The 16228-nt window shown below is 40.3% G+C and carries 16 protein-coding genes; 13 read left to right on the forward strand and 3 right to left on the reverse strand.

What is annotated here, in order from left to right; all coding sequences use genetic code 11:
• Positions 1–19: 19 nt before the first annotated feature.
• The 3 genes from QSE00_RS08410 to porX all read right to left on the reverse strand — a co-directional run bounded on the left by QSE00_RS08410 (position 20) and on the right by porX (position 2435).
• Positions 20–208: a hypothetical protein gene (locus tag QSE00_RS08410; protein WP_146216277.1), complete on the reverse strand. Its 189-nt coding sequence runs from the start codon at positions 206–208 to the stop codon at positions 20–22.
• Positions 209–419: 211 nt separating this feature from the next.
• On the reverse strand, positions 420–830 hold the full coding sequence (gene tsaE, locus QSE00_RS08415) for a tRNA (adenosine(37)-N6)-threonylcarbamoyltransferase complex ATPase subunit type 1 TsaE (RefSeq protein ID WP_286105604.1): 411 nt from the start codon (positions 828–830) through the stop codon (positions 420–422).
• A gap of 60 nt (positions 831–890) precedes the next feature.
• Entirely contained in the window at positions 891–2435 is a 1545-nt protein-coding gene (gene porX, locus QSE00_RS08420; protein WP_286105605.1) for a T9SS response regulator signal transducer PorX, read from the reverse strand.
• Positions 2436–2472: 37 nt separating this feature from the next.
• Here porX and QSE00_RS08425 point away from each other — a divergent pair, with 37 nt between their 5' ends.
• From QSE00_RS08425 to hisD, 13 genes are all read left to right on the forward strand, one after another.
• Positions 2473–3702 (forward strand): HD domain-containing protein, encoded by a 1230-nt coding sequence (locus QSE00_RS08425; RefSeq protein ID WP_110355302.1) that lies wholly within the window; start codon positions 2473–2475, stop codon positions 3700–3702.
• A gap of 23 nt (positions 3703–3725) precedes the next feature.
• Entirely contained in the window at positions 3726–4742 is a 1017-nt protein-coding gene (gene lpxD, locus QSE00_RS08430) for a UDP-3-O-(3-hydroxymyristoyl)glucosamine N-acyltransferase (RefSeq protein ID WP_110355301.1), read from the forward strand.
• 2 nt (positions 4743–4744) lie between these two features.
• Positions 4745–6145, forward strand: a complete 1401-nt coding sequence (locus QSE00_RS08435) for a bifunctional UDP-3-O-[3-hydroxymyristoyl] N-acetylglucosamine deacetylase/3-hydroxyacyl-ACP dehydratase (RefSeq protein WP_110355300.1) — start codon at positions 4745–4747, stop codon at positions 6143–6145.
• Positions 6146–6149: 4 nt separating this feature from the next.
• Positions 6150–6935 (forward strand): acyl-ACP--UDP-N-acetylglucosamine O-acyltransferase, encoded by a 786-nt coding sequence (gene lpxA / locus QSE00_RS08440; protein WP_110355299.1) that lies wholly within the window; start codon positions 6150–6152, stop codon positions 6933–6935.
• Between the two features lie 6 nt (positions 6936–6941).
• Positions 6942–7508, forward strand: coding sequence for an elongation factor P (gene efp, locus QSE00_RS08445; RefSeq protein ID WP_110355298.1), 567 nt, complete (start codon positions 6942–6944; stop codon positions 7506–7508).
• Positions 7509–7556: 48 nt separating this feature from the next.
• Complete coding sequence (locus QSE00_RS08450) at positions 7557–8489, forward strand: UDP-3-O-(3-hydroxymyristoyl)glucosamine N-acyltransferase (protein WP_110355297.1); 933 nt, start codon at positions 7557–7559, stop codon at positions 8487–8489.
• A 73-nt stretch (positions 8490–8562) separates the two neighbouring features.
• Entirely contained in the window at positions 8563–9435 is an 873-nt protein-coding gene (sucD, locus tag QSE00_RS08455; protein WP_031444162.1) for a succinate--CoA ligase subunit alpha, read from the forward strand.
• 187 nt (positions 9436–9622) lie between these two features.
• Entirely contained in the window at positions 9623–10372 is a 750-nt protein-coding gene (gene fabG, locus QSE00_RS08460; protein ID WP_110355296.1) for a 3-oxoacyl-[acyl-carrier-protein] reductase, read from the forward strand.
• A gap of 144 nt (positions 10373–10516) precedes the next feature.
• A complete protein-coding gene (locus QSE00_RS08465) occupies positions 10517–12550 on the forward strand; it encodes an ATP-binding cassette domain-containing protein (protein ID WP_286105606.1) in 2034 nt (677 codons plus the stop codon).
• 12 nt (positions 12551–12562) lie between these two features.
• Positions 12563–13378: a prohibitin family protein gene (locus QSE00_RS08470; RefSeq protein ID WP_110355294.1), complete on the forward strand. Its 816-nt coding sequence runs from the start codon at positions 12563–12565 to the stop codon at positions 13376–13378.
• A gap of 241 nt (positions 13379–13619) precedes the next feature.
• Positions 13620–14477 (forward strand): ATP phosphoribosyltransferase, encoded by an 858-nt coding sequence (gene hisG, locus QSE00_RS08475; protein ID WP_286105607.1) that lies wholly within the window; start codon positions 13620–13622, stop codon positions 14475–14477.
• Positions 14478–14484: 7 nt separating this feature from the next.
• A complete protein-coding gene (locus tag QSE00_RS08480; protein WP_286105608.1) occupies positions 14485–14916 on the forward strand; it encodes a GNAT family N-acetyltransferase in 432 nt (143 codons plus the stop codon).
• Between the two features lie 2 nt (positions 14917–14918).
• Positions 14919–16202: a histidinol dehydrogenase gene (hisD, locus tag QSE00_RS08485; protein WP_286105609.1), complete on the forward strand. Its 1284-nt coding sequence runs from the start codon at positions 14919–14921 to the stop codon at positions 16200–16202.
• Positions 16203–16228 lie beyond the last annotated feature (26 nt).

The following is a 16228-nucleotide window of genomic DNA, read 5'->3' on the forward strand; positions in this document are numbered from 1 at the left end:
TAAATATGTAAGATATGCCTTAACCGTTTTTAGGCACTTTTACCTTTAAAATATCTATACCGTTCGCCGGTACCTTTATTTTTAATATGTCGATATTCTGTTCATATAATGAATCGTCTTCCGCCGTGCTACTAGGGGTACAGGAAAAACTCATTAGTGAAATACAGGCCGCAAAAGCAAGGCCCAGGGAGACTTTTTTAATGTTCATGGTTTTTAAATTTTAAGTTCGATAAAGGGTTTAACATAAAAACAAAAATATAAAAAAAAATCACATAGCATGCATTACATCGATTAAACTGTACATTTCATCGAAATAAATGAGTCTAGCCCCATAGCCATTATCTTAAGATGGCCAACGGAATTATGGCACTTGACTCGGACAAAAGGCTACTATTTGGAAAGATTTGCTTACAAGGAAATTACGCAACTGAAAGTTGGCGGTTTTTTTCATCCAGAATCTCTATTCTAATCTCCGTTCTGGTGGGCGGGAGCAATCCTGCTATTTTTTCTGGCCATTCCATAAAAACCCATGTATCTCCACTTAGGTACTCCTCCAGGCCAAGGTCCCAGGCTTCGGATTCATCGTTCAGGCGGTAAAAATCAAAATGATACCCCAATAACTCCCCGTTCTCCCTATGGTATTCGTTCACGATACCAAAAGTGGGACTACTTGTAGAACCCCCACCTTCCAACTCCCTTACCAAGGCTTTGATGAGCGTAGTCTTACCAGCTCCCATCTCCCCGTAAAAGCAGAGCGTTTTAGACGATACCTTGGCAATCAATTGCTTGGCCACATCGGATATTTGCGAAATATTATAGGAAAGGGTCATTTAAAAAAATTAAAATTTGCGCAAGTTAAATCCTATTCCCCACTTATTAAAATACAAGTATCATTTTGGTTCCAAAACTACGAAAGGAATTATCATTTCCTCCATTGAAACCCCTCCATGCTGATATGTATTCCTGTAATAGCCAACATAGTGGTTATAATTGTTGGGATAGGCAAAGAAGAGATCATTTTTGGCAAAAATATAGGAACTACTAACATTTATATTGGGCAAAAATATTTTTTTTGGATCTTTTGCCTCCAATACATCCTTCTCTTCATAGGTCAGGCTCCGACCCGTTTTGTACCGAAGGTTAAGACTCGTTTCCTTATCGCCGATTACTTTGGAAGGCTGTTTTACATTTATGGTGCCGTGGTCCGTAGTTATGATCAATTTTAATCCAAGTCCCTGTGCCTGCTGTATAATTTCCAGCAATGGGGAGTTTTTAAACCAACTTTGGGCAAGGGAGCGATAAGCTTTATCGTTTGCGGCCAATTCCTTAACAACATCCATTTCCGTTTTGGAATGGGAGAGCATATCCACAAAGTTGTATACTATTACCGTAAGATCATTGTCTTTCTGGGACCTAAAATTTTGGGAAAGCTGCTTCCCTTGTTTCAGGCTACTAATTTTATGGTATTCCCACTTCAACTCCAGCCCCAACCGTTTTAACTGTGCTTCAAGAAACTCCGCCTCAAAAAGATTCTTGCCTCCTTCCTCAGTGTCATTTCTCCACCATTGAGGATATTTTTTCTCCATATCCAATGGCGTAAGCCCTGAAAAAATGGCGTTCCTTGCATATTGGGTGGCCGTAGGCAATATACTGAAGTAGGGAACTTCCTTGCGTTTCCTATAGAAAGAGTTCAAGCTGTCTTCAAATGCCAACCACTGGTCATATCTCAAATTGTCAATGACTACCAATAATGTTTTGCTGTCCTTTAATTCTGGCTTGACCAATTGTCCAAAGAGCGTGTGCGACATAATGGGTCCATCTTTATCCGTAAACCAACTGGTATAATTTTTTTCCACAAATTTCCCAAACTGCTGGTTCGCCTCCGTTTTTTGGGACTCCAAAATTTCAAACATTCCAGAATCTTCTATTTCCTCCAATCTCAATTCCCAGAAAATAAGTTTTTTATATAGTTCCGCCCATTCCGCGTAGCTATTTACCATTGCCAATTCCATAGCAATTTTTCGGAATTCCTGCTGATAGTTGGCGGTAGTCTTTTCCGAGACCAAACGGGAATGGTCCAGATTCTTTTTAAGCGATAATAGAATTTGATTGGGGTTTACAGGCTTAATCAAATAATCCGCTATTTTGGAACCTATTGCCTCCTCCATAATCAATTCTTCCTCACTTTTGGTTATCATTACCACTGGAAGCGAATTATTGATCACCTTTATTTCGTTCAGCGTCTCCAAACCGGAAATGCCCGGCATGTTTTCGTCCAAAAAAACAATATCTACATGTGTTTCCTTTAATTCATCCAATGCCTCCCGACCGCTTAGGCATGTAATAACCTTATAATTTTTCCCCTCCAAAAATAGGATGTGGGGTTTTAATAAATCTATTTCATCATCTACCCAAAGTATTGTTATCTTGTTCATTTAGTCCTTATATTTGTCCGCGTAAAGAATTCTGGTTTTGATAAAATCAAATAAGCTTAAAATTTTCAATGATCCAATTTACGGATTTATCGGAATACCCAATGCACTAATCTTTAATCTAATTGCTGAACCCTATTTTCAGCGGTTAAGGAGAATCTCCCAAATGGGGTTGTCCTATCTTGTTTATCCAGGTGCCCACCATACCCGTTTCCACCACGCCCTAGGTAGTATGCACCTAATGCAACAGGCCATTCAGGTACTCCGCTTTAAATCTATCGAAATCACCAAGGATGAGGAAGATGGACTCTTATGTGCCATATTATTGCATGATATTGGGCACGGTCCATTTTCACATGCCATGGAACACAGTATTGTGGAGGGGGTAAGTCATGAGGATATATCCCTATTGTTTATGGAAGCCCTTAATCAAAAATATAAAGGTAAGTTAAGTACGGCCATTGCCATTTTTAAAGGTCAATACCCAAAGAAATTTTTAAACCAATTGGTCTCCAGTCAGCTCGATATGGACAGGATGGATTATTTAAAAAGGGATAGTTTCTATACCGGGGTTGCCGAAGGTAATATAAATTCCGAAAGGCTTCTTACCATGTTGAATGTTCTAAATGGCGAATTGGTGATAGAGGAGAAAGGGATATATTCTGTTGAAAAATTCCTGATGGCAAGGCGCTTTATGTATTGGCAGGTTTATTTGCACAAAACCGGATTGGTTGCAGAACAGCTTTTGATAAAAATATTACAAAGGGCCAAGGAATTATTGGCCAAGGGTGAAAATATTCAATTTAACGGCGCCCTTAAATACTTTATGGAAAATAATATTCCAAAAGAAAAATTTTCCCGGGAAAAGCTGGATTTATTTGCCCAATTGGATGATGTAGATATACTATGGGCCATAAAAGGCTGGCAAGACCACGACGATTTTGTATTATCAAGACTATGTAAGATGATTATTAATCGCAGCCTATTACACGTAAAACTGAAGAACAAGCCCATTAATGAAGCCAAACTCAACAAACACTTTTTAAACTTTAAGAACCAACATCAGTTAACGGATGTGGAAACTGCCTATTTTGTATTTTCCGGGGTTATAAAAAACCAAGCTTACAACTCTAAAAGTCAGAATATAAACATTCTGCGCAATAATGGTAGAATTACGGATGTTGCCAAGGCCTCGGATCAACAATATTTAAAAACGCTGTCCAAGACCGTTACCAAATATTATATGTGCTATCCTAAAGTTTCCGTTTAACTATTTTTCTTACTTTTGTCCCCATGATATTTACAGCAAGCCAAATCGCGGGTATTTTGGAAGGGGATGTGGAGGGCAATCCAGAGATAGCTGTACATAAATTGGCGAAGATCGAAGAAGGTGAAAAAGGAGCACTTACATTTCTGGCCAACCCAAAATACACTTCGTTTATTTATACTACAAAAGCATCTATAACCATTGTAAATAGGGACTTTGTTCCAGACCATCATTTGGAAACCACTTTGATAAAAGTAGATGATGCCTACAAATCCTTTTCCAAGCTTTTGGAATATTACAATCAGGTTAAAAACAATAAAGTGGGCATCGAGGAACCTGTTTTTAGCGCGGATACCGCTACTTACGGCAAGGATTTTTATTTGGGTGCCTTTTCCTATTTGGGCAATAATGTGAAAATTGGGGATAATGTGAAAATTTATCCCAATGTCTATATAGGCGACAATGTTACCATAGGCAATAATGTGGTCATATTTGCAGGGGCCAAAATATATTCCGAAACTTTAATCGGCAACAATTGTGTGGTTCATAGTGGAGTGGTTTTGGGAGCCGATGGCTTTGGATTTGCCCCTAGTGAAAATGGGGAATACATAGCAGTCCCCCAGATTGGAAACGTTGTTCTTGAGGACAATGTGGATATAGGGGCGGGAACTACTATCGACCGCGCCACCTTGGGATCTACCATATTAAGAAAAGGGGTTAAATTGGACAATCAAATTCAGATAGCCCACAATGTAGAAATCGGAGAACATACCGTAATAGCTGCACAGACCGGGATAGCCGGATCCACCAAAATTGGAAAATATTGCAAGATAGGGGGACAGGTAGGTATTGTTGGTCATATTATAATAGGGGACAGGGTTAAAATACAGGCACAGTCCGGTATTGGAAGAAATGTTAAGGACGATGAAATACTGCAGGGTTCCCCAGCATTAAATTACGGGGATTACAATAAATCCTATGTACATTTTAAAAACCTGCCCAAAATAATAAATAGATTAGAACACATTGAAAAAAAGGATTGACGGTGAGTAATACAACTACAAAACAACGGACAATTGCAAAGGAAATTACACTAAAGGGTGTAGGATTGCACACAGGGGAAAATGTAACATTGAAGTTTGTTCCCGCCCCTGAAAATTTTGGATATGCTTTTAAGCGCGTGGACCTGGAAGGTGAGCCCATCATTGAAGCTGACGCCAATTATGTAGTAAATACCCAACGGGGTACCAATCTGGAAAAACGCGGGGTAAAGATCCAAACTTCGGAACATGTTCTGGCCGCCCTGGTTGGACTGGAAATAGACAATGTATTAATTGAATTGAATGCCCCGGAACCTCCCATTATGGACGGATCTTCCAAGTATTTCGTGGAGGCACTGGAAGAGGCCGGAATCGTTGATCAAAATGCACTGCGGGACGAGTTTGTGGTGAAGGACGTAATTTCGTACAAAGATGAGGAAACCGGTAGCGAAATCACCATTATCCCTGCCGACACCTACCAAGTAACCACCATGGTAGATTTTGGTACCAAAGTGCTGGGTACCCAAAATGCCACCCTGGAGAATTTAACCGAGTTTAAGTCGGAAATAGCCGATGCCAGAACTTTTAGTTTCTTGCACGAACTTGAAATGTTGTTGGAAAACGGTTTGATTAAAGGTGGCGATTTAAATAATGCCATTGTATATGTAGACAAAGAGATTTCCGATTCAACCATGAAAAGGCTGGAAAAGGCTTTTAATAAGAAGAAATTATCGGTAAAGCCCAACGGGATATTGGACAACCTAACGCTGCACCAGCCCAATGAAGCTGCCAGGCATAAATTATTGGATGTTATAGGCGATCTAGCCCTGACGGGGACAAGGATCAGAGGTAAGGTAATTGCCAATAAGCCGGGACATTTTGTGAATACACAGTTCGCCAAAAAATTGTCCAAAATCATTAAGATGGAAAAAAGGAACCATGTACCCCAATATGATTTGAACAAGCCCCCCTTGATGGATATCCATCAGATCATGGACATGTTGCCACACAGGCCTCCTTTCCTGCTTATTGATAGAATACTGGAACTGTCCGATCAGCACGTGGTAGGAATGAAGAATGTTACCATGAACGAACCATTCTTTGTGGGCCACTTCCCCGGAGCTCCCGTAATGCCGGGAGTACTTCAAGTGGAAGCGATGGCACAAACCGGTGGGATATTGGTGTTGAGTACCGTTCCCGATCCTGAAAATTACCTTACGCTTTTCATGAAGATAGATAATGTAAAGTTTAAGCAAAAAGTACTTCCGGGAGATACGTTAATTTTCCACTGTAGTTTAATTACACCTATAAGAAGAGGTATATGTCACATGCAGGCCTATGCCTATGCCAATAGTAAATTGGTTTGCGAAGCTGAAATGATGGCTCAAATAGTTAAAAAGAAATAGAAGGATGAATCAACCACTGGCTTATATTCACCCTGGAGCTAAAATTTCCAAAAATGTTGTAGTAGAACCGTTCACAACTATACACAATAACGTGGTAATAGGGGATGGTACCTGGATAGGTTCCAATGTTACCATTATGGAAGGTGCACGTATTGGCAAAAACTGTAATATTTTCCCTGGAGCCGTCATATCGGCACCACCCCAGGATCTGAAATATGAAGGCGAAGATACCACGGTCATAATAGGCAATAACACTACTATAAGGGAATGTGCCACTATACACAAGGGCACATCCGATAGGATGAAAACTGTTATTGGGGATAATTGTCTAATAATGGCCTATTGCCATGTTGCCCACGATTGTCTGGTGGGCAACAATTGTATTTTCTCCAACAATTCCACCTTGGCCGGACATGTAACCATTGGTGATAATGTAATATTGGCGGGATTGGTAGCTGTACATCAATTTGTATCCATTGGTCGCCACGCCTTTGTTACGGGCGGTTCCTTGGTTAGGAAAGATGTACCGCCATTTGTAAAAGCGGCACGGGAACCCTTATCGTACGTAGGTATCAATTCCGTAGGACTGAGGAGAAGAAACTTCGACTCCGATAAAATCCGGGAGATACAGAACATCTATAGAATTCTATATCAAAAGAATTACAATAATTCCCAAGCTGTTCAAATTATTGAAGCAGAAATGGAAGCTACCCCGGAAAGGGATGAAATTTTACAATTTATAAGGGATTCCCAAAGAGGAATCATGAAAGGTTATTTCAGTACTAATTAGAATTTTATGGCATCAACATCAGATATTAGAAAAGGATTGTGCATTAGGTACAACAACGACATTTACAAAATAATTGAATTTCTCCATGTTAAACCGGGAAAGGGTCCTGCTTTTGTACGGACCAAACTCAAGAGTATAAGCACTGGAAAAGTATTGGACAACACTTTTTCCGGAGGTGCTAAAATTGAGGATGTTCGGGTGGAAACCCGCTCTTATCAGTTTTTATATGCGGAGGGAGAAAACTACCACTTTATGAATACGGACGACTACAACCAAATTGCGCTACAAGAAAGCTCTTTGGATGCGCCCGATTTATTGAAGGAAGGGGAAGTGGTTACCATACTTTTCAATACAGAGGACAGCATGCCACTTTCTGTAGATATGCCGGCAAGTGTTATCTTGGAAGTAACTTATACCGAACCTGGTGTTAAGGGCAATACGGCTACCAATGCTACCAAACCTGCCAAGGTTGAAACAGGAGCTACTGTAAATGTTCCCTTGTTTATCAACGAAGGCGATAAGATAAAGATTGACACGGAAAAAGGCTCTTATATGGAGCGTGTTAAGGAATAATACAGTTGCACGACGCTTTTTGCTGCTTAATGGCATAAGAACCTTATTATGAAATTTCCATCTCCTTATACACTTAACCAGATTGCTACCATCATCAATGCGGAATATGTGGGCCATGATGATTTTCCCGTTTTGGGGATGAACGAAATCCATGTTGTTGAGAAAGGTGACATCGTTTTTGTGGATCATCCAAAATACTACGACAAGGCCCTAAATTGTGCAGCTTCCATTGTTTTGATCAATAAAAAGGTAGACTGTCCAGAGGGCAAGGCTTTATTGATCTCAAACGACCCGTTTAGGGATTTTAACATCCTCACTCTTTTTTTCAAACCATTTAGTAGGTCCCAAAGCAATATTGCCAGCTCTGCCAAAATTGGCAAGGATACCATAATACAACCCAATTGTTTTATTGGGAACAATGTGGTAATTGGGGACAACTGCCTAATTCATTCCAATGTATCCATTTACGATAATTCGGTAATAGGAAACAACGTTACCATACATTCGGGATCGGTATTGGGCTCGGACGCATTTTATTACAAAAAAAGGCCGGAAGGATATGATAAACTAATCTCTGGCGGAAGGGTCGTGATTGGGGATAACGTAGACATTGGTGCACTATGCACCATAGACAAGGGTGTTACGGGCGATACCACCATAAAAAAAGGATCTAAATTGGACAACCAAGTGCAAGTGGGCCACGATACGGTAATAGGGGAAAAATGCCTAATTGCCTCCCAGACCGGGATTGCTGGTTGCGTAATCATAGAAGATGAGGTTACCCTTTGGGGACAGGTTGGCATAACAAGCGCCGTTACCATTGGAAAAAAAGCAGTTGTGATGGCACAAACAGGAGTTTCCAAATCCTTGGAAGGAGGCGGGAATTATTTTGGTAGTCCCGCAGAGGAATCAAGGGAAAAATTAAAACAGCTGGCCTATGTTAAGCAAATCCCTTTCATTTTAAAAAAATTAGAAAAATAAATATGCAGGAGAATAGTTTAGAATTCCTTTTCAAAACTTTATTTTTGCAAGAATCAATTAAACCAAATATATAATGAGCGTTTTAGTAAATAAAGATTCCAAAATTATTGTACAAGGTTTTACAGGTAGTGAAGGTACTTTTCATGCGGAACAGATGATCGAATACGGCACCAACGTGGTTGGCGGTGTAACACCGGGTAAAGGTGGACAGGAACATCTGGGAAAACCTGTGTTCAATACAGTTGAAGAAGCCGTTCAAAAAGTTGGGGCCGATACCACCATCATTTTTGTACCACCAGCTTTTGCTGCCGATGCAATTATGGAAGCTGCTAGCGCTGGAATTAAAGTAATAATTACAATTACAGAAGGCATACCCGTTGCAGATATGGTGAAGGTCTATGACTATATTAAACATATGGACTGCAGATTGGTGGGCCCCAACTGTCCAGGGGTAATCACTCCAGGGGAAGCCAAAGTAGGCATTATGCCAGGCTTCGTATTTAAAAAGGGTACTGTAGGAATTGTTTCCAAATCAGGAACTTTAACCTATGAAGCTGCAGATCAGGTAGTACGCCAAGGTCTTGGAATCACAACGGCGATTGGGATAGGTGGCGATCCAATTATTGGTACGACTACCAAGGAAGCCGTGGAGTTATTGATCAATGACCCAGAAACCACCTGTGTGGTTATGATCGGGGAAATAGGTGGACAATTGGAAGCTGATGCGGCCCAATGGTACAAGGCAAGTGGAAGTAAGAAACCTATTGTTGGGTTTATTGCCGGTGAAACAGCTCCAGCAGGAAGAACTATGGGACACGCAGGTGCCATAGTGGGTGGTAGTGATGATACGGCCCAGGCCAAAAAGAGAATTATGAGGGAATGTGGTATCCACGTAGTTGATTCCCCTGCCGAAATTGGTTTAAAAGTAAAACAAGTATTGGGATAATTCCTTGTCAATAAATTTTATTCCGTTTATACTGTACCGATCTGTTCGGAATTTTTCAGGATAAGCGGGATTTTTTTTGCTTGGAACTACCAAGGCACTAAAATTTTCTACCAGCATTTAGGGTAAAAATTTTAAAACAGCTAAAACATAACTTATATTTGATTATCAACTAAGAAACTAAAGACAGATGAAGTTACTAGAAGGAAAAAATGCAATAATCACCGGAGCAAGTAGGGGAATTGGAACTGGAATAGCACATGTCTTCGCCAAGCACGGTGCCAATGTTGCCTTTACATATAGTTCCAGTGAAGCCCCCGCTTTGGCCTTGGAAAAAGAGTTGGGTACCTATGGGGTAAAAGCCAAGGCATATAAGAGCAATGCAGCCAGTTTTGGGGATTCGGAAAAATTGGTTTCACAGGTTTTGGAAGATTTTGGGGGAGTAATCGATATTCTGGTAAACAATGCCGGGATTACCAAAGACAATCTGTTAATGAGAATGGGGGAAGATGATTTTGATGCTGTTATAGAAATAAATTTAAAATCGGTTTTTAATATGACAAAGGCCGTACAACGTACCATGTTGAAACAAAGAAGCGGCTCTATAATTAATATGAGTAGTGTAGTAGGGGTGAAGGGCAACGCTGGCCAGGCAAATTATGCGGCTTCCAAAGCCGGCATGATCGGGTTTACCAAATCCATCGCCCTGGAACTAGGTTCCAGAAACATAAGATGTAACGCCATTGCACCAGGCTTCATTGAAACAGAGATGACAGATAAGTTGGATGCAAAGGTGGTACAGGGTTGGCGAGATGGAATTCCGTTAAAAAGGGGAGGGCAACCAGTAGATGTTGCCAATGCCTGTCTGTTTTTAGCCTCGGATCTTTCGGCCTATATTACAGGACAAGTTCTAAATGTGGATGGAGGAATGCTTACATAGGACTGCTTTTTAGCCAGGTAGGCCTCGAAGTTAAAGCGATACTTGTGCCCAGTTAGGACTTGGCAGCGTACTGAAAAAGCTCCGTGATACATACCGAATAAACTCTGGCCTACTACAAAAGAATAGTTCCAACGAACATACATAATGCAACTACAAACAGTACTTTTTATATTGCTCGCAGCCATTATGGCACTGACAGTTGTACTGTTTCAATACTACTATAAAAGCAAAAGGAAGGGGAAACTTCAGGTTATCCTTTCCTTTTTGCGTTTCTTGGCCATATTTGGAACGCTATTGCTTCTGATAAATCCAAAATTTACCAAGAATGAATATACCTTGCAAAAGACCAATTTGGTACTACTAGCAGACAATTCCTCTTCCTTGGCATTGGAGGGTAAGGCGCAGGCGATCTCCCATTTTTCTTTCCTAAAGGATAAAGTGGAATCATTATCTGATAATTTTAATATATTCACATACAAATTTGGAGGGGAGTTATCCAATTCCGATACTCTTGGCCTTACAGAAAAGAGCACCAATATTTCAAAGGCCCTGGCAGGCTTAAACGAAATATTCACCGGAACTACAACGGCAGTTATTCTGCTGTCCGATGGCAATCAGACCATAGGGGAAGACTATGAATTTTACGGGAAACGACAAAAACTACCTATATACCCGGTAGTTCTCGGAGACACCACCAAATATGATGATTTGGCAATAAGCCAAATAAATACCAATAAATATGCCTTTTTAAAAAACAAATTCCCCCTGGAAGTTTTCATTTCTTATGACGGTAAGGAAGAAGTCTCCCCGGAATTAAAAGTTTTTATGGACGATAATTTGGTGTACAAAGAAAAAGTTGCATTGTCCAACGTTTCCAACACCAAGATTATCAATACCCAGATAGAGGCCAATACGGTAGGAATAAAAAACATTAAGGTGACTTTATCCCCATTGCCCAATGAAAAAAATTCGGCCAACAATGAAAAATTGATGGCCTTGGAAGTACTGGACGAAAAAACAAATGTGGCCATTATTTCTAATGTCCAACACCCAGATATTGGCGCACTTAAGAAATCCATAGAGAGCAACGAGCAAAGGTTGGTATCCATTTATAGGCCCGATGCCGATTTAAGCAAATTACAGGAAGTTGATGTTTATATACTTTATCAGCCCGATGCCACTTTTGCTAAAGTGTATCAACAAATACAATTGCGAAATTCCAATTCCTTTACCGTATTAGGTACTAATACCGACTTTAATTTTTTGAACAACATTCAAAATAGCTTCCTTGTGGAAACAGGTTATCCGGTGCAAGAATTATTTGCAAGCCCCAATGCCGCATTTTCAAAATTCGATATTTCAGATTTCTCCCTACAAGATTTTCCTCCCCTTTTATCCGATGCAGGGCCCGTGACTATTTTGGGCCATGGCGAACCCTTGCTCAAAATCCGTATCAAAGGGGTGGATATGGACCAACCCTTATTGTCCACGGTAGAGGAGGACGCTTCAAAACATGCCATATTGGTAGGGGAAAATATTTGGAAATGGAGGGTTCAAAATTACCGGAACGATCAAGCATTTGTGGAATTTGATGCATTCCTTGGAAAACTGATCCTTTATCTTACCACCTCCAAAGGTAAAAATAGATTTGTACTGGATTATAGTTCCATTTACAATAACAGCAACGAAACAAAAATAAAGGCTACTTATTTTGATGAGGCCTTTGTCTTTGATGCCAACGCCTCCATTAATATAAAAGTGGTGAATAAATCCACCAATACCTCCTTGGAATTTCCAATGTTATTAAAAGATGGATACTACGAAGCAGATTTAAGCCATTTAACCCCTGCAACATATGATTTTATTGCTACCGTAACCAAAGAAAATCTGAGCAGATCAGGTAGCTTTTCCGTATTGGATTTTGATGCCGAAAAACAATTCTCCTCAAGCAATTATGGCAAACTGAATCGACTGGCAAACAATACGACAGGAAAACTTTACTTTCCAGATCAAATGGACTCCCTGGTAACGGCATTGGAAACCGATACTAAGTTTGTACCGGTTCAAAAAAGCAAACAAATTGTCGTACCTTTAATCGATTTTAAATTTCTTTTGGGCATTATCGTTGCAGCCCTATCACTTGAGTGGTTTATCAGAAAGTATAACGGATTAACCTAATAAATATAATAAATGGACAAATTACCAAAAATTGCACTACCGGCCGTATTCGCCTTAATAGTTCTTGTAATATTAATTTCAAAATCGGCCGTTACCATTGGCTCCGGTGAAGCCGGAGTGCTTTACAAGACTTTTGGTGGAGGAGTGGTCACCGATGAGGCCCCTATGGGAGAGGGGTTCCAAATTGTAGCCCCATGGAACAAGGTTTTTATATATGAGGTAAGGCAACAGGAAGTTTTGGAAAAAATGCAGGTATTATCCTCCAACGGTCTTGAAATTAAGTTGGAAGCTTCGGCCTGGTTTGAACCAAAAAGAGAATTTTTGGGAAAATTGCACCAAGAAAAAGGTACTGAATATATACAGCGTGTATTATTGCCAACCATTAGATCCGCAGCAAGAAGTGTTGTTGGGCGATATACCCCAGAACAGCTTTATTCCAGTAAAAGGGATGCCATTCAGCAAGAAATCTTTGAAGAGACCGAAAAAATTGTAGATGGACAATATATACAGCTCAATGAAATTTTGGTTCGGGATGTTACCTTACCACCCACAATTAAGGAAGCTATTGAGCGTAAACTTAAGCAGGAACAAGAATCCCTAGAATATGAATTTAGATTGGTTACCGCACAAAAGGAAGCCCAAAAAGTGATAATAGAGGCCCAGGGTAAGGCAGATGCCAATACCATATTAAGTGCTTCCCTGACAGACAAAATATTGCAGGACAAAGGTATTGATGCAACCATCAAATTGTCCGAATCCCCCAATGCCAAGGTTATTGTTATTGGAAGTGGAGAGTCGGGCATGCCCATTATTTTAGGTAATCAGTAATAATTTAACAATTTTAAAATAAATTGTTCCGTATAAATTTTCCAAGGTTGAAAAATAGTTTTAATTTTGTCTTATCATGAAAAACAACAGGACACATCATCATCATTTCTTCACTTGCAGTCAAGCGAGCTAGGAATGTATTGTTGTATCTAAACTATATTCTAACCCGTTTGAGCAATCAAACGGGTTTTGTATTTAACAACCTGTTAGATTTGTTCAGGCCAAAAACAAAATACCAAAAATGAAAAAAATTAGAATTGCGATCCAAAAAAGCGGCCGTTTAAACGAAGACTCACTTCAAATATTAAAGGACTGTGGTATTTCCATAGACAACGGAAAAGATCAACTCAAGGCTTCTTCCAGAAATTTTCCCTTAGAGGTTTTCTATCTTAGAAATGGGGATATTCCCCAATATCTTAGGGATGGGGTCGTAGATATTGCCATTATTGGTGAGAATGTCCTAATTGAAAAAGGTGAGGATATCTCCATCGCAGAGAAACTGGGTTTTTCCAAATGTAAAGTATCCCTGGCAGTTCCCAAATCGGTCAAGTACAAATCAGTCACCGATTTTGAAGGTAAAAGGATTGCCACTTCCTATCCCAATACCGTAAAGAATTATTTGGACAGTAAGGGGGTAAAAGCAGATCTGCATATTATAAACGGTTCCGTAGAAATTGCGCCCAATATAGGGTTGGCAGATGCCATTTGCGATATTGTTTCCAGTGGTAGTACGCTGTTCAAAAACAATTTAAAGGAAGTGGAGGTAATGCTGACAAGTGAAGCCGTACTGGCCGTTTCTCCACAAATTTCCCAGGAACGAACGGTCTTGTTGGAAGACTTAAGATTTAGAATTCAGTCCGTGTTACGTGCTAGACAGTCCAAATATGTTCTTTTGAACGCACCGAACGAAAAGCTGAACGAAATTATTGCATTATTGCCAGGCATGAGGAGTCCAACCGTACTTCCTTTGGCCGAAGAGGGATGGAGTTCTGTGCATACGGTAATCAACAAGGATAAGTTCTGGGAAGTAATTCAGGAACTAAAGAAAGCGGGAGCAGAGGGAATATTGGTTTGCCCCATAGAAAAAATGGTTTTGTAAAAGTACTATGGCTACCGAATTTCAAATAAGGTTCATCCCCAAGGGGAATATGAATGAAATTTTGCCCTTGGTACAAATGCTCAACAATTATAAAATTCCTGTTGAAACCCTAGAGAATCGACTGCAGGATATGCTCACGGACGGATATCAATGTTTGGGCGCCTATAATAAAGAAGGGTTAATAGGTATATGTGGCATATGGGTTTTAAATAAGTTTTACGTTGGTAAACATCTGGAACCGGACAATGTATTTGTATTACCTGAATATAGAAGTTCCGGGGTGGGGAAATTAATGATGGATCAGGTTTTAATTTATGCGTTGGAAATCGGATGTAATACCTCGGAGATCAACTGCTATATAAATAATGGGAAAGGTATTCAGTTTTGGAACAACCGAGGTTATCAGGCTATAGGTTACCACATGCAAAAAGTATTATAGGAATGAACAAGATATACAATCCGGAAAGGGCACTATGGAAGACTGTTTTAAAACGGCCTACACAATCTGTAGCCGATATAGAGGAAATTGTCAATGCAGTCTTTAGGGAAATACAGTCCGGTGGGGATTCCGTGGTTAGGAGCTACACCAAAAAATTTGATGGTGTAGACCTACAAGACGCCTTGGTTGCTCCCATGGAGATAGAGGAATCCAATCAATTAATCTCCAAGGACTTAAAGATAGCTATTCAACAAGCTAAAAACAATATTGAAAAATTCCATAAGGCCCAAAAAACCCAAAGAATTACGGTAGAAACTGCAGATGGCGTGCAATGCTGGCAGGAAAAAAGGCCCATTCAAAAAGTAGGATTGTATATACCAGGCGGTACGGCCCCTTTGTTTTCCACTATTTTAATGTTGGCCATTCCTGCCAACATTGCCGGATGTAAGGAGATTATTCTATGTACCCCTCCCAACAAGGAAGGAAAAGTACACCCGGCCATATTATACGCGGCCAACCTATGTGGGGTTACCAAAATATTCAAGGTGGGTGGTATCCAAGCCATTGCAAGTATGACTTTTGGGACGGAAACCATACCTCCCGTGTACAAAATATTTGGCCCTGGAAATCAATTTGTAACCGTTGCCAAACAAATTGCCACCAAATACGGAATAGCCATAGATATGCCTGCAGGTCCCAGTGAACTTTTGGTCATGGCCGATGATACTGCCAACGCGGCATTTGTAGCCTCGGATCTATTGAGTCAGGCCGAACACGGTACGGACAGTCAGGTTATTCTGGTATCCACTTCCAAAAAGCTAATAGAAGCTGTTGAAACGGAAGTTGCCAAGCAAATAAAGGACCTGCCAAGAAAGGATATAGCCGTAAAGGCCATCGGCAATAGCAAACTTATTTTCGTGGAAGACCAACAGACCGCCATAGATCTGATTAATGAATACGGGCCGGAACATTATATTCTATGTGTTGAAAACGAGGAGTTTTATTTGGAACAGACCTACAATGCCGGTTCAGTTTTTATAGGAAATTATACTCCGGAAAGTGCAGGGGATTACGCATCGGGAACCAATCATACCCTGCCAACCAACGGGTTTGCCAAGCAGTATAGCGGGGTAAATCTGGATAGTTTTATGAAGAGTATGACCTTTCAGAAAATATCCGAAAAAGGCATTCAGGCAATTGGCAAGACCATAGAGTTGATGGCTGAAGCCGAAGGGCTGCAGGCTCATAAAAATGCCGTAACCCTTAGATTGGAGAGTTTAAAATGATAAAAGCGCGGTAAACGTACAGCACA

It is taken from the genome of Arenibacter flavimaris (assembly GCF_030291335.1).
Classification (GTDB): domain Bacteria; phylum Bacteroidota; class Bacteroidia; order Flavobacteriales; family Flavobacteriaceae; genus Arenibacter.